This is a genomic window from Dermatobacter hominis, from assembly GCF_020715685.1.
Lineage (GTDB): Bacteria > Actinomycetota > Acidimicrobiia > Acidimicrobiales > Microtrichaceae > Dermatobacter > Dermatobacter hominis.
The window spans coordinates 1,790,976-1,814,279 of sequence record NZ_CP085840.1; the positions used below are offsets into that span (position 1 = coordinate 1,790,976).

Annotated in this window: 28 protein-coding genes; 13 read left to right on the forward strand and 15 right to left on the reverse strand. The window is 73.7% G+C overall.

Annotated features, from left to right (window positions below):
* Positions 1-2: 2 nt before the first annotated feature.
* Both LH044_RS08360 and LH044_RS08365 read right to left on the reverse strand, forming a co-directional pair.
* Positions 3-1,016 carry a patatin-like phospholipase family protein gene (locus tag LH044_RS08360; RefSeq protein WP_227759571.1) on the reverse strand — a complete coding sequence of 338 codons (1,014 nt, stop codon included), beginning with the start codon at positions 1,014-1,016 and terminating at the stop codon, positions 3-5.
* Positions 1,016-1,660, reverse strand: a complete 645-nt coding sequence (locus LH044_RS08365; RefSeq protein ID WP_227759572.1) for a hypothetical protein — start codon at positions 1,658-1,660, stop codon at positions 1,016-1,018. The genes LH044_RS08360 and LH044_RS08365 overlap by 1 nt, the downstream gene beginning before the upstream one ends.
* 287 nt (positions 1,661-1,947) lie before the next feature.
* Between LH044_RS08365 and LH044_RS08370 the strand changes: the two genes are divergently transcribed.
* Entirely contained in the window at positions 1,948-5,790 is a 3,843-nt protein-coding gene (locus LH044_RS08370; protein WP_227759573.1) for a SpoIIE family protein phosphatase, read from the forward strand.
* A gap of 15 nt (positions 5,791-5,805) precedes the next feature.
* On the opposite strand, the gene LH044_RS08375 is transcribed toward LH044_RS08370, so the two are convergent.
* Positions 5,806-6,126 (reverse strand): STAS domain-containing protein, encoded by a 321-nt coding sequence (locus LH044_RS08375; RefSeq protein ID WP_227759574.1) that lies wholly within the window; start codon positions 6,124-6,126, stop codon positions 5,806-5,808.
* Positions 6,127-6,191: 65 nt separating this feature from the next.
* On the reverse strand, positions 6,192-6,578 hold the full coding sequence (locus LH044_RS08380; protein WP_227759575.1) for a VOC family protein: 387 nt from the start codon (positions 6,576-6,578) through the stop codon (positions 6,192-6,194).
* Between the two features lie 183 nt (positions 6,579-6,761).
* On the opposite strand from LH044_RS08380, the gene LH044_RS08385 reads away from it, so the two are divergent.
* Positions 6,762-8,705: a sensor histidine kinase gene (locus LH044_RS08385; RefSeq protein ID WP_227759576.1), complete on the forward strand. Its 1,944-nt coding sequence runs from the start codon at positions 6,762-6,764 to the stop codon at positions 8,703-8,705.
* Here LH044_RS08385 and LH044_RS08390 read toward each other — a convergent pair.
* Together LH044_RS08390 and LH044_RS08395 are read right to left on the reverse strand one after the other, a co-directional pair.
* The gene (locus tag LH044_RS08390; protein ID WP_227759577.1) at positions 8,699-9,334 is read right to left on the reverse strand and encodes a response regulator transcription factor; all 636 of its coding nucleotides are present in this window, start codon (positions 9,332-9,334) and stop codon (positions 8,699-8,701) included. The genes LH044_RS08385 and LH044_RS08390 overlap by 7 nt on opposite strands.
* Before the next feature lie 121 nt (positions 9,335-9,455).
* Complete coding sequence (locus LH044_RS08395) at positions 9,456-10,358, reverse strand: cation diffusion facilitator family transporter (RefSeq protein WP_227759578.1); 903 nt, start codon at positions 10,356-10,358, stop codon at positions 9,456-9,458.
* Positions 10,359-10,606: 248 nt separating this feature from the next.
* Between LH044_RS08395 and LH044_RS08400 the strand changes: the two genes are divergently transcribed.
* Positions 10,607-10,948, forward strand: coding sequence for a YnfA family protein (locus LH044_RS08400; RefSeq protein WP_374210568.1), 342 nt, complete (start codon positions 10,607-10,609; stop codon positions 10,946-10,948).
* A gap of 93 nt (positions 10,949-11,041) precedes the next feature.
* Here LH044_RS08400 and LH044_RS08405 read toward each other — a convergent pair whose 3' ends face one another.
* Positions 11,042-12,004, reverse strand: a complete 963-nt coding sequence (locus LH044_RS08405) for an alpha/beta hydrolase (RefSeq protein ID WP_227759580.1) — start codon at positions 12,002-12,004, stop codon at positions 11,042-11,044.
* A gap of 143 nt (positions 12,005-12,147) precedes the next feature.
* On the opposite strand from LH044_RS08405, the gene LH044_RS08410 reads away from it, so the two are divergent.
* Complete coding sequence (locus tag LH044_RS08410) at positions 12,148-12,549, forward strand: DUF7144 family membrane protein (protein WP_227759581.1); 402 nt, start codon at positions 12,148-12,150, stop codon at positions 12,547-12,549.
* 24 nt (positions 12,550-12,573) lie between these two features.
* Here the strand turns inward: LH044_RS08410 and LH044_RS08415 are convergent, their stop codons facing one another.
* Complete coding sequence (locus LH044_RS08415) at positions 12,574-13,149, reverse strand: TetR/AcrR family transcriptional regulator (protein ID WP_227759582.1); 576 nt, start codon at positions 13,147-13,149, stop codon at positions 12,574-12,576.
* A gap of 427 nt (positions 13,150-13,576) precedes the next feature.
* On the opposite strand from LH044_RS08415, the gene LH044_RS08420 reads away from it, so the two are divergent.
* On the forward strand, positions 13,577-14,176 hold the full coding sequence (locus tag LH044_RS08420; RefSeq protein WP_227759583.1) for a hypothetical protein: 600 nt from the start codon (positions 13,577-13,579) through the stop codon (positions 14,174-14,176).
* Positions 14,177-14,195: 19 nt separating this feature from the next.
* Here LH044_RS08420 and dps read toward each other — a convergent pair whose 3' ends face one another.
* Positions 14,196-14,747 (reverse strand): DNA starvation/stationary phase protection protein Dps, encoded by a 552-nt coding sequence (gene dps, locus LH044_RS08425; RefSeq protein ID WP_227759584.1) that lies wholly within the window; start codon positions 14,745-14,747, stop codon positions 14,196-14,198.
* A 182-nt stretch (positions 14,748-14,929) separates the two neighbouring features.
* Between dps and LH044_RS08430 the strand changes: the two genes are divergently transcribed.
* The 3 genes from LH044_RS08430 to LH044_RS08440 all read left to right on the forward strand — a co-directional run bounded on the left by LH044_RS08430 (position 14,930) and on the right by LH044_RS08440 (position 16,445).
* Positions 14,930-15,379, forward strand: a complete 450-nt coding sequence (locus tag LH044_RS08430; protein ID WP_227759585.1) for an Hsp20/alpha crystallin family protein — start codon at positions 14,930-14,932, stop codon at positions 15,377-15,379.
* A gap of 13 nt (positions 15,380-15,392) precedes the next feature.
* Complete coding sequence (locus LH044_RS08435) at positions 15,393-15,752, forward strand: MerR family transcriptional regulator (RefSeq protein ID WP_227759586.1); 360 nt, start codon at positions 15,393-15,395, stop codon at positions 15,750-15,752.
* Positions 15,753-16,055: 303 nt separating this feature from the next.
* Positions 16,056-16,445: a hypothetical protein gene (locus LH044_RS08440; protein ID WP_227759587.1), complete on the forward strand. Its 390-nt coding sequence runs from the start codon at positions 16,056-16,058 to the stop codon at positions 16,443-16,445.
* Positions 16,446-16,470: 25 nt separating this feature from the next.
* Here LH044_RS08440 and LH044_RS08445 read toward each other — a convergent pair whose 3' ends face one another.
* A complete protein-coding gene (locus tag LH044_RS08445) occupies positions 16,471-17,685 on the reverse strand; it encodes a thiolase family protein (protein WP_227759588.1) in 1,215 nt (404 codons plus the stop codon).
* Positions 17,685-18,089 (reverse strand): Zn-ribbon domain-containing OB-fold protein, encoded by a 405-nt coding sequence (locus tag LH044_RS08450; protein ID WP_227759589.1) that lies wholly within the window; start codon positions 18,087-18,089, stop codon positions 17,685-17,687. Before LH044_RS08450 ends, LH044_RS08445 begins: the two co-directional genes overlap by 1 nt.
* A 115-nt stretch (positions 18,090-18,204) precedes the next feature.
* On the opposite strand from LH044_RS08450, the gene LH044_RS08455 reads away from it, so the two are divergent.
* Complete coding sequence (locus LH044_RS08455; RefSeq protein ID WP_227759590.1) at positions 18,205-18,738, forward strand: DUF1697 domain-containing protein; 534 nt, start codon at positions 18,205-18,207, stop codon at positions 18,736-18,738.
* Positions 18,739-18,772: 34 nt separating this feature from the next.
* Here the strand turns inward: LH044_RS08455 and LH044_RS08460 are convergent, their stop codons facing one another.
* Positions 18,773-19,141 (reverse strand): ArsR/SmtB family transcription factor, encoded by a 369-nt coding sequence (locus LH044_RS08460; RefSeq protein ID WP_227759591.1) that lies wholly within the window; start codon positions 19,139-19,141, stop codon positions 18,773-18,775.
* A 161-nt stretch (positions 19,142-19,302) separates the two neighbouring features.
* Between LH044_RS08460 and LH044_RS08465 the strand changes: the two genes are divergently transcribed.
* From LH044_RS08465 to LH044_RS08475, 3 genes are read left to right on the forward strand one after another with little or no spacing between them, the layout of a single operon-like run.
* The gene (locus LH044_RS08465) at positions 19,303-19,758 is read left to right on the forward strand and encodes an ArsI/CadI family heavy metal resistance metalloenzyme (RefSeq protein ID WP_227759592.1); all 456 of its coding nucleotides are present in this window, start codon (positions 19,303-19,305) and stop codon (positions 19,756-19,758) included.
* Position 19,759: 1 nt separating this feature from the next.
* Positions 19,760-20,470 (forward strand): aquaporin, encoded by a 711-nt coding sequence (locus LH044_RS08470; protein WP_227759593.1) that lies wholly within the window; start codon positions 19,760-19,762, stop codon positions 20,468-20,470.
* Entirely contained in the window at positions 20,467-20,865 is a 399-nt protein-coding gene (locus LH044_RS08475) for an arsenate reductase ArsC (protein WP_227759594.1), read from the forward strand. Before LH044_RS08470 ends, LH044_RS08475 begins: the two co-directional genes overlap by 4 nt.
* Positions 20,866-20,885: 20 nt before the next feature.
* Here the strand turns inward: LH044_RS08475 and LH044_RS08480 are convergent, their stop codons facing one another.
* The gene (locus LH044_RS08480; protein ID WP_227759595.1) at positions 20,886-21,398 is read right to left on the reverse strand and encodes a hypothetical protein; all 513 of its coding nucleotides are present in this window, start codon (positions 21,396-21,398) and stop codon (positions 20,886-20,888) included.
* Between the two features lie 47 nt (positions 21,399-21,445).
* The gene (locus LH044_RS08485) at positions 21,446-21,670 is read right to left on the reverse strand and encodes a C1orf53 family protein (protein ID WP_227759596.1); all 225 of its coding nucleotides are present in this window, start codon (positions 21,668-21,670) and stop codon (positions 21,446-21,448) included.
* Between the two features lie 79 nt (positions 21,671-21,749).
* On the opposite strand from LH044_RS08485, the gene LH044_RS08490 reads away from it, so the two are divergent.
* Positions 21,750-22,424: a helical backbone metal receptor gene (locus LH044_RS08490; protein ID WP_227759597.1), complete on the forward strand. Its 675-nt coding sequence runs from the start codon at positions 21,750-21,752 to the stop codon at positions 22,422-22,424.
* Positions 22,425-22,463: 39 nt separating this feature from the next.
* Here LH044_RS08490 and LH044_RS08495 read toward each other — a convergent pair whose 3' ends face one another.
* On the reverse strand, positions 22,464-23,132 hold the full coding sequence (locus tag LH044_RS08495; protein WP_227759598.1) for a GNAT family N-acetyltransferase: 669 nt from the start codon (positions 23,130-23,132) through the stop codon (positions 22,464-22,466).
* Positions 23,133-23,304: the final 172 nt, after the last annotated feature.

Below are 23,304 nucleotides of genomic sequence, written 5' to 3' on the forward strand. Positions count from 1 at the left end.
CGTCAGGCCGGGACGCGGCGGGCCGACGAGGGCGCCGGGCCGGCCCCGCCGACGTGGCGAAGGCCCTCGACCAGGGTCCGGGTGACCGGTGCCTGCAGCTGCGAGCCGGCGTCCAGGAGCGCCGCGCCGACGATCTCCCTGAGCCGGCGTCCGTCCATGACGTCGGAACCGAGCACCTCGACGACGTCGGGCCCCGGCTCGAGCACCACCGTGGGGATGCCCCGCGCCCGGAGGAGGTCGAGCTCTCGCCGGAGCTTCGAACCGGCGTACCGGCGGGACCAGGCGTCCAGGCCGATCGCGGACGTCGACCGACCCGACATGGGCGAGGACACGATGACGAGGTCGAGGTCCTCGCCGGCCACGACGCCGGCGTTGGTCGGCGAGTGCACGCCGCCGTCGAGATAGGACGAACCGCCGATCTCCACCTTCGTGAAGTACGCCGGTACCGCGCACGAGGCCGCCACGGCCTCGGCGAAGGGCGCCTCGGCATCCCGCCCGAACACCACGCGTCGCAAGTCGCGCTGACGGACCGCGCACGCCCAGGTCGGCAGCGCCGGCCAGTCGCCGTCGAGCGCCTCCCACAGCTCGCGGTGGTGGTGCGCCCCGTCGAGCGCTCCGTCCGCGAGCAGTCCCATGAACGTCGAGATCGGATCGATGCGGTGCGGCCGGCGCAGCGTGGCGGCGACGAGCGCCGGGCTGGGCAGCCTCGGGAGGCGCAGCAGGTGGCGGAGGCCGAAAGGCGGCATCTCCGGTTGCGTCACGAGGCAGTGGCTGAGGTGGGCGTGGGAGCCGGCGGGCTCGATGCCGACGGCGCGGGCGGCGAGGTCGGTCGGTGCCACGCCTCGGCGCAGCAGGCCGGCCACGACGGCGCCGGCTGACGTCCCGACCACGAGCTGTGCGTCGCGGGGATCCCAGCCGAGGTCGATCTCGAGCGCGCTCAGCGCACCGGCGTGGTAGGCGAGGCCGGTCACCCCGCCCCCGCCGAGCACCAGCCCGACCCGGAGGCGTGTGGCCATCAGGCGGCCGGCCCGTGCGGCGAGCGCTCGTCGTGGGCGTCCGGTACGGCACCGGGGTGGTCGCTCGTCGGCGCCGTCAGCCGCTCGTCGACCACCGCGCCCTCGCCGCGGACCGCCCACACCGACGCTGCGGGACCGGAGCCGAGCAGCTCGAGGAGCGCCGCCTCGTCGCCGAGGGCGTTCGCCGGGACCGACAGGACGGATGTCCGCGGGGCGTCGCGTCCCGAGCCCGAGAGCTCCGGCCCACGGGCGAGCCCGTACACGACGCCGACGGCCGCGCCGCCGAGGCCCCCGCAGATGCCCACGACGGCGGCGCTCCCGAGTCGCGGGAGGTCGCCGAGCGTGGTGAACAGGCCGAGGAGGAAGAAGGGCACGAACCCGACAGAGAAGCCGACCGCCGACCAGAACCAGCCCGAGAGCGCGTGCTGGTCGGCGCGGCCGATCGCGAGCGGGAGGCCGACCGACGCGTGCCGGGCCTCGCGGCGCTGCTCGCCGCGCCCGACCACGGCGAGGTCGTGCACGGCGTCGACGCTGACCTCGTCCACGGCCACGCCGCGGTCGGCCAGGCGATCCGCCATGACGCGCGCCGAGTCCTCGCCGCCGTAGGACGCCACCAACCGTCGCCGGTCCTGGTCGGGATCCATCTGTGCACCTTCCTGGGTCGTGCGCCGCTCGTGTCGGTCCCCGCCTACCCCGCGCCGGGCCGTCCACAACCTGCGAGGACCCCGATCCCCCGGCCGGGCGATGCTGGGGGTGGGTGCGTCGCGATGACAGAGATCAGCGCCCGCTACCTGGACGGCCGTCCCGACCGCCTGCGCGCCGTCAGCGGCGAGGGCGTGCTCTTCGCCCGCACGTGACGGGCGCCACGCACCCGCTCGGCGCCGGGTTCGCCGCCCGGATGGCTGGCCTCGACGGTGGGTAGGCACGGTACGTGCACGGCCCGGAGCTCTCGACCGTCGGCGGCCTGATCCCGGATCGGGGGGCGAGCCCCGAGGTCGCGGCTGCGCTCGCGTCCGTCGAGTGGGGCAGCACCGAGCTCGGCGAGCCGGCGGAGTGGCCGCCGGCCCTGCGCAACATCGTCGACGTCGTCCTCGGGTCTCGCTTCTCGATGTGGATGGGGTGGGGCCCCGAGCTGCGCTTCTTCTACAACGACGCGTACGGGCGCGACACGCTCGGCGTGAAGCACCCGTGGGCGCTCGGCAAGCGTGCGTCGGAGGTGTGGGCCGAGATCTGGGACGACATCGGCCCGCGACTCGACCACGTCCTGCGCACCGGCGACGCCACGTGGGACGAGGACCTCCTGCTGTTCCTCGAGCGCAGCGGCTTCCGCGAGGAGACGTACCACACGTTCTCCTACAGCCCACTGGTCGACGACGCCGACGTCGTCGGCGTCCTCTGCGTGGTGAGCGAGGAGACCGAGCGCGTCATCGGGACCCGACGGCTGGGGACCCTGCGGCGGCTGGCCAGCGACATCGCCGGGGCCACCGGCGCCGAGCAGGCCGCCGCAGTGCTCGACGTCGTGCTCGCGGAGAACCGAGCCGACCTGCCGTTCGCGCTGACCTACCTCTACGGCCCGGAGGACCCGACGGTCGCCGAGCTGCTCTCGGCCGGCGGGCACGAGCCGGACGGTGCGTTCGCGCCGGGACGGCTGAACGAGGACGGGCTCTGGCCGATCGGGCGGGCGGCGTCCGGACTGGTCGTGGTGGACGTGGACGACGTCGCCGGCGGGATGGAGCTGCCCACCGGCGACTGGGACGTCCCGCCGCGCCAGGTCGCGCTCGCCCCGATCTCGGAGCCGGGCTCGGACCGCCCGGCCGGCGTGCTCGTCGCCGGGCTCAACCCCCTCCGGCCGTTCGACGGCCCCTACCGGGACTGGGTGCAGCTGGTCGCAGGCCAGATCGCCGCGGCGGTCTCCAACCTCCGGGCGTTCGAGGCGGAGCGCCGACGGGCCGAGGCCCTGGCGGAGCTCGACCGGGCCAAGACGGCGTTCTTCACCAACATCAGCCACGAGTTCAGGACGCCCCTGACGCTCCTGCTCGGTCCGCTCGAGGAGCTCGCGTCGACACATCGCGACCAGCTCGCGCCGGACGTCGGCGATCGGCTGGAGCTCGCCCACCGCAACGCGCTCCGCCTGCTGAAGCTCGTCAACGCGCTGCTGGACTTCGCGCGACTCGAGTCCGGCCGCCTCGAACCCGACCTGCGCCCCACCGACCTGGCCGCCCGCACCACCGAGATCGCCGGGATGTTCCGCTCGGCGATCGAGGCGGGGGGACTGGACCTGCGGGTGGACTGCACCGCGATCGAGGGCGAGGTCCTCGTCGACGTCGACATGTGGGAGCTCATCCTCACGAACCTGCTGTCCAACGCGTTCAAGCACACGATGGACGGAGAGATCGCGGTGACCCTCCGGGCGACCGGCGATCGGGTCCTCCTCGACGTCGAGGACACCGGCGTGGGCATCCCGGCCGAGGAGATCCCGCAGCTCTTCGGCCGCTTCCACCGGGTGGTGGGCGCGGCCAGCCGGAGCCACGAGGGCAGCGGCATCGGCCTGTCGCTCGTGCGCGAGCTGATCGACCTCCACGACGGCGACGTGACCGTGACGAGCCGACCGGGCATCGGGACGACGTTCACGGTCTCGATGCCGCTCCTGCGGCCCGACCCCCGCTCCCCCGCGCCGGTGCCGCCCGGCACCCGCCGGTCCCGGTCGGTCGACGCGCACCTCGCCGAGGTGCGGCAGTGGGCCGTCGGCCACGAGCCGCCGGTGCCGGGTGCGCCGGCGACGACGCCCGGGGACCGGCGCCGGGTGCTGGTGGTGGACGACAACGCCGACATGCGCTCGTACGTCACGCGGCTGCTCGGCGAGCGCTACGAGGTCACGACCGCGGTCGACGGCGCCGAGGCGCTGGCGAGCATCGAGCGCGACCGACCCGACCTCGTGCTGTCGGACGTGATGATGCCGGGCATCGACGGGCTCGAGCTGGTGCGCCGCGTCCGGGCGATGCCGGACGGGCGCGATCTCCCGATGATCCTGCTCACCGCGCGCGCCGGCCCCGAGTCGTCGGGCGAGGGGCTGGACGTCGGTGCGGACGACTACCTGGTCAAGCCGTTCTCCGCCGACGACCTCGTGGCCCGGGTCTCGGCCCGCCTCGACACGGCGTCCGAGCGTCGCCGCACCAGTGCGCTGCAGGAGCTCGCCGTCGCGCTCCGGGACGTGACCGCGGAGGACGACGTCGTCTCGGCGGTGCAGGTCTGCACGCGCTCGCTCCTCGGGGCCGACCGGGTCGCGATCGCGGTGGTCGACGGCGACATGCTCCGGTGCCACCTCCCCGACTCCGCGCCGGTGGAGATCGCGCAGCGGTACCACCTCATCGACCGCCACTCCGCCGCCCCGCTCGCGGTGTCGGCGCGGGACGCGACGACCATCGCGGTCGGATCGGCGGGTGAGCTCGCCCGTTCGTTCCCGGAGTCGGCCGAGGACCACGAGACGGCGGGCGCCGCCGCCACCGTCGTCGTCCCGCTCCTGCGCGCCGGCGCGGACCCGCTCGGCGCGATCTCGGTCTCGTGGTCGGGCGACCACGCCGTCGACGAGGCGGTGCAGGCCCGCGTCCGGTCCGTCGCGGCCGTCGTCGCGGGCAGCATCGAGCAGCTCCGCATCCGGCGTCGGGAACGGCAGATCGCCGAGGAGATCCAGGGCCGGCTGCTCGACGTCGACATCGGCTCGTCCGTCGGCGTCGTGACCGCCCGCTACGAGCCTGCCGACGAGTCGATGGTCGTCGGCGGCGACTGGTACGACGCGGTCGCGCTGGGCCCCGGCCGCCTCGGGCTCGCGGTCGGCGACTCGGTGGGCCACGGGCTCCCCGCCGCCCTGGTGATGGGCCAGCTGCGCAGCGCCCTCGGGGCGGCCGCCGTGGCGTTCGACGACCCCGCCGACGTGATCGACATGGTGGACGCCTTCGCCGAACGCCTCGACGGCGCCGACTGCACGACCGCCCTCTACGGCGTCGTGGAGGGGACCTCCGAGGGCTCACGACTGACGTGGTCGTGCGCGGGGCACCTCCCGCCGCTGGTGTGCACGGACGGCCGGGCCGACGTGCTGTGGGGCGGTCGCCGCAAGCCGCTCGGGATCGGCGGCACGCGCGGCGCGACCGAGCGCCGGGACCTGCCGCCGGCCTCGCTCGTCCTGCTCTACACCGACGGCCTGGTGGAGCAGCCGGGCGAGCCGCTCGACGCCTCGATCGAGGAGCTCCGGCGGTCGCTCGAGTCCATCGACCACCTGACCGCCGCCGAGCTCTGCGAGGCGCTGCTCACCCGCACCCGCCCCGGTGCCGGGACCGACGACGACGTCGCGCTCGTCGCCCTGCGGACCACCGGGCGGACACCGACCCGGTTCGTCGACGCCTTCACCGCCGAGGCGGCGTCGGTGCCCGACGCCCGCCAGCGACTCCGCGACTGGATCGACGGCCTCGACGGGAACGTCCCCGACGTCGACGACGTGCTGCTCGCGGTCGGCGAGGCGGTCGCCAACGCGGCGGAGCACGGATCGTCCTACGAGGCCGGCAGGGTCGTCGGCGTCGAGGCGGTCCGGACGGCGTCGGGGCTGCGCGTGGCGGTCACCGACAGCGGGCGCTGGGAGCGCGATGCCGCGCACAGCACGCAGCTCGGCCGAGGACGCGGCATGCGGATCATGGAGCGACTGGCCGACGAGCTGTCCGTGACGCGGTCCCGCCTCGGGACCGCGGTCGTCATGGCCTTCGCCGCCCCGCCCGGCGCCTGACGGACCGTCGACGGATCAGGCGCCGTCCTCGAGGAGCTCCTCGAGGTCGGTGAGGGTGAGGACGGTGCGCACGACCTTGGACGCGCCGACCACGCGCACGCCGACCCCGCGGTCCTCGCCCGCCCGCCGTGCGTCGACCAGCGCCCGGACCCCTTCGGAGCCCATGAACGTGATCGCCGCCAGATCGATGTCGACCCGGCCGTTCCCGTCGGCGAGCGCATCGGTCAGCGCGGTGCGGAAGTCGTCCACCGTGCTGATGTCGATCTCGCCCACGGCCGAGACGCGGCAGATCCCGTCGCCCGGCTCCGACGACAGTTCGAGAAGTCGCCCGTCCACGACGGGAAGACTACGTCGTCGCGACACGACGTCGGCGGGCGGCGTCGCGTCGCGAGCACGGGCGGTCAGCCGCCGCCGACCGACTGCCAGAGGCCCATGAGGTTGCCCTCGCTGTCGGTGAAGTACGCCGCGATGCCCATCTCGCCGACCTTCTCCGGCTCGCGGACGGTCGCTCCGCCGTGCTCGGCCACCGCGGCCAGCGCGGCTTCGATGTCGTCGACGTCGATCGTGATGATCGGCTTGTCGACCGCGGCGTCCCGCTGGAACATGCCGCCCCCGATGTAGCCCGGTTCGGCGGGCATGCCGGTGTCCGCCGACGGGCCGGTCTGCACGAAGTTGTACTCGAACTCGGGGACCGGCTGGATCTGCCAGCCGAACACCTCGCCGTAGAACGCCCGGGCCCGGTCGCCGTCATCGTACGGCACCTCGAAGTGCACCACCTGTCCGGTCATGGCCGTCTCCTCGCGTCGTCGCACGTGGGAGGGACCGACCGCCGGACCCCCCGCCGCGCTGTCGTCGTCCGGACCGTACCCCGCCGCCGCCGTGCTGTCGTCCGCGGGCCGGCGGACACGGAGCGGTCGATCGGGGAGAATCCTCCCGTGCCGGGCGGCGAGCGACGCGATCACGATGCGGGGGTGCGTGCTGCCCCGGACCGGACCGCCGACGTCGGCGCCGTGCGGGACATGTCCGCGTCCCTGCGCCGCGGCTACGCCCGCTACCAGGTGGCGATCGCCACCACCGCGGTGGCGCGCCGCGTCCTCGACCGCGACGCCGAGCGGTCGCCCTGGCGGGACGCGGCGATTGCCGCCATCGCCGCCGGCGCGGCCGGGTCGGTCGTCTCGGCGCGGCTCCGACCCGCCGACGACGAGGTCACGGCCTGGTGGGACGCGCTCGCATCGGCCGGTGCGTCCGCCTCGGGTCTCGTCGCCGCACCGGTCGCCACCACGCCGGGCGCCTGGCCGGCGGCGAGCCGCGAGGCATCGGCCATGGCCCAGTGGGCGAGCGCCGGTGCGAGCCTCCTCGGCGGCGACGGGCCGGGCCGGGCGGCACGGCTGGCCGCGATCGCCGCGCCGTACGTTCTGTGGCCACGGGGACGGCGGTCGCTCCGCCGGTCGCGCCGCCTGTACGAGGCCGCCGCCGCCCTCGCTGTCTTCGGGATCTCGGGTCGGACGATCGTGGGCATCCTGCGCTCCACCGCGGCCGCCGTCGACCAGCGGTCGGAGCAGGTCGTCGCCGAGCGGGCCGAGGTGGCCACGCTCGAGGAGCAGGCCCGCGTGCGGGAGGTCGTCATCGCCGAGACCGCGGCCCGGCTGCGGTCGGTGCGGAGGGACCTCACGACCGACCGGCCCGCGGCCGAGGCGCGGGCTCGGGCGGAGGAGCGACGGCTCCGCAGCTGGCTGACGGAGGAGGGTTCGGGCGATCCGGCGCTGGCGACCGCCACGGCGGGGCCCGCCACGGACGCGGCGGACGCGGCGCGGCGGATCGCCCGCTTCGGCACCATCGCCGAGTCGGTCCTGCGGTCCGGCGCGGCAGCGCAGCTCGTGGTCGAGGCCGCGACCGCTCGCCGCCCGATGTCGGCCCGCCTGCTGGCGGCGGCCGGCGTCGGCCACGCCGCCTGGTCGTGCTGGCGCCTGCTCGGCAGCCGCAGCCGCGGTCCGGTCGTCGCCGCCGACCTCGGTGTGCTCGGCCTGTGCGGGGCGCTGGAGGTCGTCGAGTCCCGCCGGGGCTGGGAGCCCGGCTGGACCCGCGGCTACTCCGAGGCCCTGTTCGCCGCGACCGGCTGCGTGCCCGACGACCGACGGCTGGGCAGGGCTGCGGTGGTCGGGGTGGCCGCCGTGAGCGGGGCCGCCACGCTGGCGCTGCCCGCCGACGGGCCGCCCCGAGCGCTGGCGGCGGCCGAGCGGTCGGCCTCGGCCGCGATGAGCGCCGCGCTCGGCCACTGGTTCGCGCGGCTGGTCACCGAGCTGGGCGGGCGGATGACCACCGCGACCGAGCAGCTCGCCGCGGTCCGCTCGGCCGCCGCAGCCGAGCAGATCCGGCGCGACGCGCAGTACCTGCTGCACGACTCGGCGCTGCAGGTGCTGCTGTGGGTGCAGAAGCCAGACCTGTCCGACGAGCAGCTGCTGGCCTGGCTGGACCGCGAGGTCGACCACCTGGAACGGGCCGCTGCCGGCTCGATCGAGGCGCCGGGTCTGGCGACGGGCCTGGACGAGCTCGTTCGCGGGTTCCGCCTGCTCGGGCTGACGGCGGTCGCCTCCCTCGACGGCGACGTCGCACCGGTCTCGACCGCGGTCGGCGCCGCCGCCCTCGACGTGTGCAACGAGGGTCTGGCCAACGTCCTGCGGCACTCGTCGGACCGGTCGCCGGTCGTCCGCCTCGCCGCTGCGGGCGACGAGCTGACGGTCGTCGTCACGAACCGCGTCGACGAGCCGGTCCTCGACGTCGTCGCGGGCACCGGGACGCGGGCGATGACCGACCGCGCCCGGGCGGTGGGCGGCACGCTCGAGGTCGGTCCGGTCCCTGATGGGTTCCGGGTCGTGGCCCGCTTCCCGTTGCCGGCGGGCGACCCGACCTACTGACCCGACGGGTCGCCGTAGCCGTTGCGACGGGCCCAGTCCCGGAGGCCGGCCCGGCTCCGGTCCGACCCCTCCAGGCCGATCTTCCAGTAGAGGTCGGCGATCAGGTTGTCGACGGTCTTCGGCGACAGCCCGAGGTGGTCGGCCAGGTCGCGGCTGTGGGACCGGTCGATCAGGGCCGCCAGCAGGCGCTCGTCGCGCGGGCTGAGCGGCGTGCTGGTCGGCTCGGCCTCGGTGCCCACGAGCACCCGCTCGCCCCGGCTGACCGCGTGGACGGTGTCGAGCACGCGTTGGGTCGACACCGACTTGCTCACGAAGCCGCTGGCGCCGTGCTCGATGCACGTCGTCGCGACCCGGGCGGAGCTGTTCGCCGAGAAGACGAGCACCGGAGGGCCCCACTCGGCCACGGTCAGCACGGCGTCGAAGCCGGCCACGCCGGGCAGGTTGAGGTCGAGCACCACCGCGTCGACGAGCGAACCGGCCGAGCGCAGCGGCTTCGGCACGGACTCGACCGACGTGAAGCCGCCGATCAGCTCCAGGTCGCCGCGCTCGCGCGCGGCCCGGTCGAGCGCCTCGACGATCGTCGGGTGGTCATCGATCGTGATGAACCTCACCGTGCCGTCGCCGCCCACGTCCACCTCCCCGCCCGCCGGTCCCGATGCGGGACCTCACCAGGCTAGGGGCGCGGACCGCCGGTCGCGGCGTGAGGTTTCTCACCTCGCGCCGGGGAATCGCCCCTCAGCGGGCCACCGGTCAGTGGGGGTGGCCGTGGTCGTCGGCCGGGACCTCGCAGTCCTCGCACTCCGGTTGCAAGGTCGCGTGGCCGATGCCGAACCGGTCCTCGAGGGTCGTGGCCGCTGCGGTCGCCACGCCCTGTGCCTCGTGAAGGCTCACGCCGTGGTCGAAGCGGAGGTGCGCCGTGAGCGCCGGGGTCTCGGAGTCGAGCGACCACACGTGCACGTGGTGCACCCCGACCACGCCGGGCAGGCCCGACAGCGTGCTCGTCACGTCGTCGAGGTCGATGCCCTTCGGCACCGCCTCGAGCAGCACGGTCACCGAGTCGCGCAGGACGCCGAGCACCGCGACGATCACGAGGAGCGAGATGAGGATCGACGCGAGCGGGTCCGCCCACTCGGCGCCGAACACGCCGACGCCGATCGCCGCGACGACCACGCCGAGCGATCCCAACGCGTCGCCCGCGAGGTGCCAGAAGGCGGCGCGGATGTTGAGCGAGCGGCCGCTGCGCGACAGGAGCCAGGCGCTGGCGCCGTTGACCGCGATGCCCACGACGCCCACCACGAACAAGGGGGTCGCCTCGATCTCGGGCGGGTCGCCGAACCGGCCGATCGCCTCGACCACCACCCACGCCGTGATCGCGAGCAGCACCGCCCCGTTCAGCAGCGCGGCGAGCACCTCGGCACGGGCGTAGCCGTAGGTCCGTCGCGGCGTCGGCGGCCGGGCGAGGAGCACCTGCCCGATCAACGCGATGACGAGCGCGACCACGTCCGACGCGTTGTGGAGCGAATCGGCGAGCAGCGCCAACGACCCGATGACGAGACCGACGACGACCTGCGCCGCGAGCAGGATGCCGTTCGCGACGATCGCGATGGTCAGGGCCGTGCGCGTCGAGGGACCGTGGTCGTGGCCGGCGCTCACCGCGCCGTCCCCGGAACGAGGCAGTGCTCGCGCGACCCGACGTCCGTCCTCGACACCACCACCGGACGGTACCGCCGCGCGCGCGACGACGGGCGCCCGTCGCCGGGAACGGGAACCAGCCCCACCGCGGCGCCGTCGTGATCCCCTCGCCGTCGGCGTGCGCTCCCCGCCACCGGCCGACGCTCGCCCTTCGCCGAAGGGTGCGGCCCTAAGGTCGCCGGCCAGGTCACCGGTCCCGGACCAGGAGGATGCGAGTGGACGTGGTGCGGTCGCTGGCGCTGTTCGTCCTCGCCGCCGTCGCGGAGATCGGTGGCGCGTGGCTGATCTGGCAGGGCGTGCGCGAGCACCGGGGCGTGGCGTGGATCGGTGCGGGCATCGCCGCGCTCGCTGCGTACGGGTTCGTCGCGACGCTGCAGGACGACGCCCACTTCGGCCGGATCCTGGCGGCCTACGGCGGGATCTTCGTCGCCGGCTCGCTGGCGTGGGGCATCGTGGTCGACGGGTTCGAGCCCGACCGGTACGACTACCTCGGCTCGGCCATCTGCCTCCTCGGCGTGGCCGTCATCATGTTCGCCCCCCGCACCGCCTGAGCCGCGCACGGGCCTCGACCGTACGGGCCCTCCACCCGTACGGCCTCGGCGCCTCGTCCGCCGCCCGGCCGCCCTGCGGGCGCTGTCGGCTCCTCACCGTCGATCGTGCTCGAAGCAGGCGGCCAGGAACTCCATCAGCGGCGGCGTGACCACCGTGTCGCCCGGTGCACCGATGTCGACCGAGACCTCGGCGTGGTCGAGCGTCGCCGCGTCGACGACCGTCACGGGCACCCCGGCGGATCGGAGCGCCTCGGCGAAGCCGGCATGGAGGTCGAGCCGCATGTCAGGGCCTCGAGCCGCGATGAAGAAGCCGGGGATGCCCCGACCGGCGCTGACGTGGCGCACCGGTGACGCCTCGGCCCACGTCGCAGGGTCGTCGCCGAAGGCGTCGAGGTAGACGTCGTGGACGAAGGGCTCGGGGTGGGTGGCGCCGGCGGTGATGTCGTAGCCCTCCCCGTCGATCGAACCGGCGCACCGCAGCGCATCGAGCCCGAGGTCGTGGGCGCCGAGGAAGCGGGGGTCCGTGGCGACGGCGGCGACGATGCCTCCGCCGGCGCTGTGTCCGAGCACCGCGACCCGAGCCCTGTCGGTGCCGAGCTCCCGGGCGTGGTCGATCAGCCAGCCGATCGCTGCGGCGACGTCCGCGTCATGCACCGGGAACTGCGGTGCGGGCGGGAGGGTCGCGGGGTCGGTGAGCCGGTAGTTGACGCTGGCGAACACGAACCCTGCTCCGGTGAACAGGCGGACCTTGTCGTCGATGTGGTCGGACTTGTCGCCTCCCGTCCAGCCCCCGCCGTGCACCCAGACGACGAGCGGCCGGTCCGAGCACACGCCGTCGACCGCGGCCGGTCGGTGGACGTCGAGGCTGGTCAGCTCGGCGGGAACACCGGGGAGCTCGGCGTAGCGCTCGGTCGCGGCCCCGCCGCACGGGACCATCGATGCTGCGGTGTCGGACGCGTCGCGACCGCCGCAGGCGGCGAGCGGCACGAGCAGCGCCAGCACGGCGAGGAGGCGTCGCGTCCTGCCCGGACCGCTGCGCTTCCGGCGTCGCCCCACGCAGGAACGATCGCCGATGCCGACCCGCGGGGCAAGGATCCACGACCCCGACGTAGGCAGACGTCTACGTTCGGGGATGGGCACCAGCCCGACCGCCTCCGGGCGCCCGCTCAGGGGCGGACAGTGGGTCGGAAGGGGACCTCATGGAAACGCAACGCAGCAGCTGGGCGGTGGGCTACGAAGCCTTCGCCGGCATCATCCTGATCGTCATCGGCGTGTTCCACGTCGTCGCCGGGCTGGTGGCCCTCTTCGAGGACGAGTTCTTCGTCGTCGGCCAGGAGTGGGTCTTCCAGTTCGACGTCACGACGTGGGGCTGGATCCACCTGATCGCCGGCATCGTCGTGTTCTTCTCGGGCATCGGCATCTTCTACGGGAACGTCGCCGCCCGGACGATCGGCGTCATCGTGGCCGCGATCTCGGCGATCGCGAACTTCCTGTGGCTGCCGTACTACCCGATCTGGTCGATCGTGATCATCGCCCTCGACGTGGCCGTCATCTGGGCGCTCACCATCCACGGTCGCGACATCGTCGAGGACCGGGTCTGACCGACCTCGCCCCCGACCCGTCGATCAGCTCCTGGTCGGCGGGTCGGGCGGCGACGGCAGCGGCGTCGCCGCCAGGCGACGGTGGCTGCGGACCAGCTCCTCGCGCAGCGCTCCGAGCGGGACGTCGTCCAGCTCCGCGGCGCGGATGAGGTAGGTCTCGAACAAGCGCCAGCCGATGGCCGACGCCATGAACTGGGCGGACCGCAGGCGCGCTGCGTCCGCGTCCTGGCCGTACACGTCCTCGATCACGGACGTCATCTCGCGGACGGGCCGCGCACCGATCTCGATCGCCGCGTCGGGATCGACGATCACGAGGTGCGCCAGCACCCGGGTCCAGCGCCCCATGACGGTGTCGGGCTCGAAGCCCCGGGGCCCGGTCGGCGTCTCGTGGATCTCCGCCACCAGCTGCTCGGTCAGGTCGGCGAACACCGCCCGGATGAGGTCGTCGCGGGTGCCGATGTAGCGGTTGATGAGCCCGAGGTTCACCTGCGCCCGCTCGGCGATGTCGCGGAGCGCGACCTCGCCGACGCCCTCCTCGGCGAACAGCACGGCGGCCGCGTGGAGCACCGCGCGGCGGACCTCATCGGGTCCGCTGGGCATCCCCGCCGCTCGCCGCGGTCCGGGTCGCCGGGGCGTGGGGTCGGTCACCGGGCCACTCGACATCGGACGTGGATCATTGCACCGCACCGCCCTGGCCGTTCCGCAGGCGGACGATCGCTCCGTCGACAGGCGGTCGCAGCGCTCCCGGTCCGCTCGGAGCGGACCGGGAGCGGCGACCTCTCCTGGGATCGGATCCCGAAAGGGCCTGTTCGTTCGTGCCGACCGTGCCGACGTGGCTGACGCCGGCACGGTCGGTCGCAGCCGGGATCGGCCGCCATGGGACCGGCTTCCTCTCCCGTCCGACGCAATGTAGTCGCACGTCGACAACCTCGATCCGCACCGACGGCAGTCCCCGTCCCGACCCGTGGGACCTCGGCACGGCGGCTCGCCGCCCGGGCAGATCGCCCCATGAGGTAGACCGCCCGACGTGCGGTGGCGGTTCTCCGGAGACATCAGCGGCGTCGGCACGACGAGCGGGCACCGGTTCGTGCTCGGCCGCTGGACCTCGTCGCCGTTCGGACCGTTCGCGGACGTGATGGCCGAGGACCCCGACGGGGTCCGCACGCTGCTCGCACCGGACGACGCCGTGGCCACGTTCGTGTCCGAGACCTACCGGTTCGACCGGGTGGAGGTGGTCGAGATCGACGCGGCGAGGGACGGGTCCGCGATCTCGTGCTCGGCCGGGCCGCTCGAGCTCCGCCTCGACGTGGGCGATCGCACCGCGCTCGGCCACCTGCTGCGGCTGGTCCCCGACCGCCTGGCCACGTCGCCGGCGTGGTGCGCGGCGATCGATCCTGCGGCGAGGTCTTTGCTGCGCGGCGTTCGCACGAGGGGCAGCGCCGGCGGGGGCCGACGAGAGTGGTACGGCGCGACGGATCAGCGGCGCCTGACCGCGGTCCGAGCCGCGTGGGGCGGGACGGACCTCGGCACGCTGGCCGACGTGTGGCCCCCGGTGCGGTTCGGCTTCAGCTCCACGCCACGTCGCCCCACGGTGGTGGACGTGACCACCACCGTGGAGCTGCCGTGACCGTGGGCGCCGGCGGCTGTCAGCGGCCGAGGTGCGAGCGGACGAACCAGCCGAACAGCTCGAGCTCACCGGCCTGACCCGTCACGAGGTCCTCGCTCACCGGGTCGAGGTCCTCGAGCTCGTCGATCGCCGTGCGGTGGTCGCCGATGACGCCCTGGTACACGCGGTCGAGCTCTTGGAGGTGCTCGTCGGTGGTGGCACGACCGATCGAGTAGTCGTCCCACGTCCGTCCCTCGACGATCGCGCCGGGCGTGCCGAGCGGTGTCCCGCCGCACGTGGCGATCCGCTCCGCGAGTGCGTCGCTCATCGCACGCACGGCGAGCACCTGGGGATCCAGCATCTCGTGGATCGCGATGAAGTTCGGTCCGGTGACGTTCCAGTGCACGTGCTTGAGCGTCAGCTGCAGGTCGAGCAGCGCCACCAACCGGTTCTGGAGGATCGCCACGGTCTGGTTCGAGGCGTCGTCCGACAGCTCCGGGACCGACGAGCCGGGTCGCTTCGACTTGGTGGTCGGACGGGCCGCCCTGCGGGTGCGGGACGACGTGGTGGTGCGCTTCTTCGTGGTGGGCATGGATCAGTGCTCCTGGGACCTGGGGTGAACCTCGGACATCGGGCTCCTACCCGGCCATCGACGCTTCGACCCGAGATCGTCGTCTCCCGTCTTCCTGTCATGCGACCAAAGGGTTGTCGATGGCGATCGAGAGGTTTATCATCTAACACCGACAGCTTTCCTCTCGAACTGGAGGTGTGAAGATGCTGATGCGAACCGATCCGTTCCGGCAGTGGGACCGCCTTCCGGACCAGTCGGGGGCGCCCATGGGCGCCGCCATGGACGCGTACCGCCTCGGCGACGTCGTGACCGTGCAGTTCGACCTGCCCGGCGTGGACCCCGACTCGCTCGACCTGCAGATCGAGCGCGGCGAGCTCCGCCTCAACGCCCGCAGGCGCTTCGCCGCTCCCGAGGGCGCGCGCTACCTCATCCGGGAGCGGATGGACTCGACGGTCACCCGCCGGCTCATGCTGGGCGACGTCCTCGACGTCGACCACGTCGACGCCGAGTACCACGACGGCGTGCTCACGCTGCGGATCCCGCTGAGCGAATCGGCCAAGCCGCGCCGGATCGACGTCCGCCACCCCGGCCAGGGCGACGCCCGCGCCATCGCCGTCGAGTCCGGCCAGGTCCACGAGACCGCCGGCGGCTGACCGCCACGATCGGATGAGCGAGCGACGCAGCGCCCCTGCCGGCGGCCAGGACGCCACCGGGTCAGAGGGTGGGCCGCCGGGCCGCTCGCTCGCCGATCGACTCGACGATCCGGGCGAACCGCTCTACACGATGGCGGTCGCCGCGGACCTGCTCGGCACCGATGATCAGACGCTGCGCCGGTTGGGCGATGCGCTGGCGATCGTCAGCGCTCGCCCGTCCGGCAACCAGCGCCGCTACTCACGTCACGACCTCGAGCTGTTCGAAGTCGGGCTCCGGCTCGCCGGCGAGGGGCACCCGCCGCAGTCGGTCGCTCGCATCCTCGAGCTGGAACAGCGGCTCTCGAGCCGCCGGCCCAGAGGAGCGCGCGACTGATCCCCTGACCCGGGCGCGCGCCCGGCGCCCCGACACGGGTCGATCGGCCCATCTCCACCTCGCGCTGGTCTGGCGACGACCGCACCGGGGTAGCGCCCGGCGCATGCAGCACGCCGACCGATCACCCGCCGATCAGCGTCGACCTCGCGCGGGCCTCCACCTCGCCCCCTCGGTCGCGAGCGACCGGTGACCGACCCGCCCGCACGGCGACGGATGCGCCGCCCCGAACGCCTCACGAGCTCGACGATCCCCTCCGTTCCCCGCCCGGGGCGGATCCGGCCGTTCCGACCGGCTCCGGCGCGGATGCCGCCCGCGCTCCGCCTCCGCCTCGGCCACCCGCTGTCCCCCTCCCGGCTGCGGGGCGACGGGCGCAGCCTCGTCGGCGCCACGCCCGATGCGGGTGGCGACGCGGCACGCACGCTCCGGCGCCTGCGGCCGCCTCCGGCCGATGTCGTGACCGTGCTCGACCTCGGGTCGATCGAGCAGCTGGAGCCGGCCGGGATCGAGGCGCTCCGCCTGGCGGCGCTGCGCTTCGACGGCTGCGGCCGGTGCCTGTCGGCGGTCGACGCGTCGGCCGAGCTCAAGCGCCAGCTGCTCAACTGCGGCCTCGCCGCCGTGCTGCGCCGGCCCGACCCCGGCGCCCTCGCGGTGATCGTGAAGGTGCGCAGGCGGGCGCCCGACCCAGCCGGCTGACGTAGTCCTCCGGGGCGACCGTGGCTCAGGCGGCGGCGCGCTCGAGGATGTGGACGCCGCAGGCGGACCCGAGCCCGATGACGTGGGCCAGCCCGACCTTGGCGTCGGGGATCTGGCGGTCGCCGGCCTCGCCGCGGAGGTGGTGGCAGATCTCCCAGACGTTGGCGATGCCCGTGGCTGCGATCGGGTGGCCCTTCGACTCGAGCCCGCCGGACACGTTGACCGGCGTGGTGCCGTCGCGGAACGGGCCGCCCGACTCGAAGAAGTCGACCGCTCCCCCCGGCTCGCAGAGGCCGAGGTTGTCGTAGTGGACGAGCTCCGCCGTGGCGAAGCAGTCGTGCAGCTCGACGAGGTCCAGGTCGTCGGGGCCGACGCCGGCCGCTTCGTAGGCCTGGGTGGCCGCGTTCCGGGTCAGGGTGTTCACGTCGGGCAGGACCTGGCAGGCCTCCTCCCACGGGTCGGTGGTGAGCACGGACGCCGACACCTTGACCGCCCGACGCTGCTGCTCGGCCGACAGCCGGCCGAGCGCCTCGCCGGTCACGAGCACCGCAGCGGCAGCCCCGTCGCAGTTCGCCGAGCACATGGGCCGGGTGTTCGGGTAGGCGATCATGATGTCGCCCATGATCTGCTCGAGGCTCATGGCCTTCGTGTAGGCCGCGAGCGGGTTGAGCGTGGAGTTGGCGTGGTTCTTCTCGGAGATCCGCGCGAACAGCTCGAAGCTGGTGCCGCCGTACCGGTGGCCGTACTCCATGCCGATCTGGGCGAAGACGCCCGGCATCGTCTCGGTGCCGATCCGGCCGTCGACGGGCGCCACCGCGCCGTAGCGGCCGGAGGGCTCCCAGGTGTTCGAGTCGGACTTCCGCGACCCACCGGCCAGCAGCCCGGCGCCCGCCAGCTTCTCGACGCCGACGGCGAGGCCCATGTCGGCCTCGCCCGCCTTGAGCGCCATCACGACCGTGCGGATCGCGGTGGCTCCCGTCGCGCAGGCGTTGGCGACGTTGAACACGGGGATGCCGGTCTGGCCGACCTGCTTCTGCACCATCTGACCGATGGGCATCGCGCCGCCCATGAGGTTGCCGGCCGCGATCACGCCCATGTCGGCCATCGTCACGCCGCCGTCGGTCAGTGCGCCGAGCGCCGCCTCCGACGCGAGGTCGACGGTGTCGTCGTCGGGCCGCTTGCCGAACTTCGTCATCGTGATCCCGAGGATCCAGATGGAGTGCGGGTCGATGCTGCTCATCAGGCTGCTCCCTCGATCGGCTCGAACCCGAAGCCCACGGCCTCGGTCCCCTCGTCGTCCTGGCCCAGCGAGTACGTCGCCAGGCGCACCTTCATCCCCGTGTGCACGTGGTCGGCGTCGGGCTCCACGTTGATCAGGTTGCCCCGCACGCTCGTCCCGTCGCAGTCGACGACCGCGGCCACGAACGGCACCGGGACGCCGGGTGCGGCGAAGGACACGATGGTGAACGTGCGGACCTCGCCGGTGGTCGCCACGTCGACGTCGTGGAACGCGGTGCCGGAGCACCGGGCGCAGGCGTTGCGGCGATCGAAGTAGCGGGCACCGCACGAGTCGCACTCGTGGGCGACCAGGTGCGGCTCGTCGCCCAGCACGAGGTAGTCGGTCAGCGGAACCTGCGCCGTCATGAAGCCCCCCTGGCTCGTCACGCGGTCGGACCGCAGGATCCTACGAGGTCGAAGCGAGCGAGGTCGGACCCGCCCGTGCGAGCGGGCCTCTCCGCCGGGTGCGTACCGTGCGGACGTGCAGCACGTCGCCCTGCTCCGTGGCATCGGACCCGGCAACCCGAAGATGCGGAACGAGGTGCTCGTGGGGGTGCTCGAGCGCGCCGGGCTGGACGACGTGCGGGCCGTCATCTCGAGCGGCAACTACGTGTTCCGGAGCGTCGACGACCGGGCCGCACTGGAGCGCCGCATCGAGGCGGCGCTCCGGGACCACCTCGGCTCGCGGTGCTCGACCATCGTCCGCAGCCGGCGGCAGATCGACGGGATCGCCGCCCTGCCGGTGTTCGACGGCCACGACGACGGCCCGACGGCGCGGTGCAACGTCACGTTCCTCAAGCGCCGTCCCCCGACGGGCCACCGCCTCCCGTCGGCGGGCGATGGCTTCGAGGTGCTGGCGGTCGAGCGTCAGGCGGTGTTCTTCCTCGTCGACGCCAGCCGGTCGCGGACGCCGGAGGTGATGGCGCTCATGGAGCGCACGTTCGGCACCGGCATCACGACGCGGACGTGGAGGACGGTGCACCGCATCGCCGCCGCGTTCGAACGGGCGGGCTGACCGCGCGAGGGGCCTGACGCCGGCCGGACCGCCGTCAGCCGAGCGCGTCGCGCAGCTCGCCCGCCGCCTCGGGCACGATCCGCCACCACGTCCACCGGCCGCGCTTCTCTCCGACGATGAGGCCGGCGTCGGCCAGCAGCTTGGTGTGGTGGCTGACCGTGGGCTGGGACCGGCCGACCGGCTCGACGAGATCGCAGGCGCACACCTCGTCCGCAGCGGCGATCAGGCTGAGCAGCCGCAGCCGGACCGGGTCCGACAGTGCGGCGAAGCGGCGGGCGAGCCGCTCGGCGTCGTCCTCCGACAACGGTGCGGCGAGCACCGAGGGGCAGCAGTCGGCTGCGCCGATCGTCGCCACGTGCTCCTGGCGTTGCGCCACGTCGACCTCCGAACCTCGTGAGCTCACGTCCCGACCGTCCCGCCGTCCCGCCGCTGCGGGTCGCACCGTCGGTGGGTCACACCGTCCGCGGTTCGCTCCGTCGACGAGAACGTATTGACATCCATCGATGCATCGGCGATCCTCGATGCATCGACACATGTCGATCAGTGTACGGAGGAGGCTCCCCCATGTCACGGGTCCAGCTCGCACTCAACGTCTCGGACCTCGCCGAGGCGATCGATTTCTACTCGAAGCTCTTCGATGCCGAACCGGCCAAGGTGCGCGACGGCTACGCCAACTTCGCCGTCGCCGACCCGCCGCTCAAGCTGGTGCTGATCGAGGGCACGGGCGAGCCCGGCTCGCTCAACCACCTCGGCGTCGAGGTGGCCACCACCGACGACGTGTCCGCCGCGACCGCTCGCCTGGCGGGTCAGGGCCTCGGGACCGCGACCGAGGACGAGGTGTCGTGCTGCTTCGCGGTGCAGGACAAGGTCTGGACCGACGGCCCCGACGGCGAGCCGTGGGAGATCTACACCGTCCTCGCCGACGCCGAGATGCCTGCGGGCCAGCTGCGGGAGGTCGAGCCGGGCGGCGACGCCATGTGCTGCGGCTCCGCCCCCGAGTCGTCGGCCCGCTGCTGCTGAGGTGGCCGACGCCGCCCTCGGCACCGAGCTGGAGCTCGGTGTCCCTGACACATCGCTGGGCCGCCGCCTGGTCGCCGAGTTCACCGGCACTGCGCTCCTCGTCGCCATCGTGGTCGGGTCGGGCATCGCTGCCGAGCGCGCCTCCGCCGACGCCGGGTTGCAGCTGCTGGAGAACGCGGCCGCGACCGGCGCCGGCCTGATCGCGCTGATCCTCGCGTTCGGCCACGTCTCCGGGGCCCGGTTCAACCCGCTCGTCTCGGCCACGGCGGTCCTCGACGGCGACCTCCGACCCGGCCACGGCGGGCTGGAGGCGGCCGTCCAGGTCGCCGGCGCCATCACGGGAGCGGTCGTCGCCAACCTCATGTTCGAGCTCCCCGCCGTCGGCTGGTCCACCCACGAGCGGGCGTCGTCGGGCCTCTACCTCGCCGAGGTCGTCGCCACGTTCGGGCTGATCACCGTGATCCTCGGCGTGGTCCGGTCGCCGCGAGCGCAGACCGTCGCGTTCGCGGTCGGCGCCTACATCGCCGCGGCCTACTGGTTCACGTCGTCGACGAGCTTCGCCAACCCGGCGGTGACGATCGCCCGCACCGCCACCGACACGTTCTCCGGCATCGCCCCCGGCTCTGCGCCGGCGTTCATCGCCGCGCAGGTCCTCGGTGCGGGGCTCGCCATCGCCCTCGACCGCTACCTCCGTCCGAGGACGACCCGATGAGCGACCGACCCGCCGTCCTGTTCCTCTGCATCCACAACGCCGGGCGCTCGCAGATGGCCCTCGGTTGGTTCCGCCACCTCGCCGAGGGGCGTGCGATCGCCTACAGCGGCGGGAGCGAGCCGGCGGACGCGATCAACCCGGTCGCCGCGCAGGCGATGGCCGAGGTCGGCATCGACATCACCGCCGGGTCACCCCGGCGCTGGACGGATGCGCAGCTCGCAGCGGCCGACGTCGTGGTCACCATGGGCTGCGGCGACACGTGCCCGTACGTGCCGGGGACCCGCTACGTCGACTGGCCGGTCCCCGATCCGGCCGGGCTCCCGATCGAGCGGGTCCGGCCGATCCGCGACGAGATCCGCGACCGCGTCGTGGAGCTCCTCGACGGGCTGTGCTGACCCGGTGCTGACGCGGGCCGTCAGCCGAAGGGGCCGTTGGTGACCAGGTGGGCGACGTCCTCCACGAGGAGGACGGTCAGCAGCCCGATCACGCACACCGCGATGGCCGACACCTGCCACCGCCAGCGGTGGTCGACCTGGAAGAACCGGCGGATCGTGAACACGTCGCACGTCATGGCGATGACGCCGATGACCACGCCGAGGATCGGACCGACGCCCGACACGATGCCGATCGCCGGCAGGACGAACGGGAAGATCACGTAGGTCAGGGTGCAGCGGGTCGCCGAGATCAGCATCGACCGCTGGAAGGTGGCGTAGGCCGATGCGGCCGACACGCCGGGCGGACGCTCCTTGATCCGCAGCACCTTGCGGACGACCAGGTCGGCCCTGGACCGCTGGACCGGGATCGCGTCGTGCTGGACGGGGCAGGCGCCGGTCGCCGAGGCCTCGGCGGGCGCGGCGTGGTCGACGGGACAGCGGGAAGCGGACGTCCCCGGGGAGGAGCCGACTTCGACGGCCGGGACAGAGCTCACGGGCGCCACGCTACGGGAACTCGCCACCGCGCCACCAAGCGGGGCCCTCAGCTCCCGGGACGGCCGGCCCGCCGCCGCTCGTCGGCCGGGTACGGGCAGTGGCGGCAGCCGCTCCCGCAGCAGTGGCCCCGCTCGGCCAGGGCGGCCGCGGTCATCACGAACAGCCCGGTCTCGGGGTCGAGGTACATCGGTGCGCCGCTGCGCATCGCCTCCCGATGGGCGGCGGCGATCGCCGGCGTCGGTCCGTCGTCGACGGTCTCCTCGGCCGGCATCCCGGGATGGTAACGAGCGCAGCGTGGCGGCCAGAGGTCGCGCTCGTCGCGCGCCCGGCTGCTCTGCGAACCTGACGCGATGCGCATCGTGAGCCTGGTGCCGTCCGCGACCGAGACGCTGCGGGCCTGGGGCGTCACGCCGGTCGCCTGCACCCGGTTCTGCGAGCAGCCCGACCTGCCCACGGTCGGCGGCACGAAGAACCCGGACCTCGAGGAGATCGCCGGGTTCCGTCCCGACCTGGTGGTGCTGGACGAGGAGGAGAACCGCCTGGAGGACCACGACGTGCTCGTCGCCGCCGGCGTACCGGTGCACGTCCTCGCGATCCGGTCCGTCGACGACGTCGCGGCGCAGCTCCCCGCTCTCGCCGACGCCCTCGGCGTCGAACCAGGGCCGCTGGCACCGCTCCCGCAGCCGCGCCGCACCGAGCTACGCGCCTTCGTGCCGATCTGGCGTCGCCCGTGGATGCGGTTGGGTCGGGGAACCTACGGCGCGTCGCTGCTGGAGCGGATCGGCGTCGCGGTCGTGCCGACCGCCGGCGGGCGCTACGACCCCACGGAGCTCGACGCCGTGCACCACGAGCGGCCCGACGTCGTGCTCGTGCCGAGCGAGCCGTACCGGTTCAGCGATCGGCACCTCGACGAGCTGCGCGACCTCGCACCGGTGATCCGGGTCGACGGCCAGGACCTGTTCTGGTGGGGCGCGCGCACGCCCGCGGCGATCACGCGGCTCGCCGAGCAGATCCGCGGCGCATGAGGTCCTCGACGGGTCGGCCCGTGGGCCCGGTCCCGGCCGTCACTGCGGCATCAGCTGGGTCCCGAACAGCTCCACGTCGGGATCGGTGTGCCGGCCCCGGCGGGACATGGGTCCGAACCGGGGCACGTCGCTGAAGGGCACCTTCCATTTGATGCGCTCGCCGATCGACACGTAGTTGATCGTCTGCACGACGTTGAACCCGATCGAGTGGTGCCACAGGATCGACGGGGCGTTCTCGTAGTCGATGAACCCGTAGACGTACCGGACGTCGGTGCCGGAGTCCTCGCCGTACTTGTCGAAGAAGTAGCTCGCCATCGTCATGGCGACGTTGCCGCGACGGTGGCCCTTGGCGACGAAGAGGTCGAACATCAGGACCTCGTCACCGGAGAGGCGCACCCTCGGGACGCCGGAGAAGCGGGGGCGCTCGCTCGTCCACGTCTCCCAGATCCGACCGACGGGCTCGCCGTCCTTCACCGCGACGACGATGTCCCACGCGCCGGCGGCCAGCTCCTTCCGTGCCCGCTCACGCTGCCACGGGACCGTGATCTCCTCGAGCATCGGGTCGGCCGGCGAGGTGACGTCGGAGATCGCGACCGACGGATCGACGTCATCGACCGGGTTGCCCCCCGGCCGGAGGTACACGATGAACGCGGATTGGACCCGAGGGCGGAGGGCCTTCAGGCGTCGGACCAGACCGTTGAACGTCACTCAGGCGCCTTACCCGCTCCTCCGAGCGTCAGTCAGCGTCGGCGCGGGGCCGGGGGCGCGGTCCGGTCGGACGTCGACGGGTGTGCCGGCCGCTCGAACGGGTACAGCGGGATCAGGTGCTGCGGCGCCGGACCCGTCGTTCCGGTCACCCCGACGCTGCGGCACCACCGTC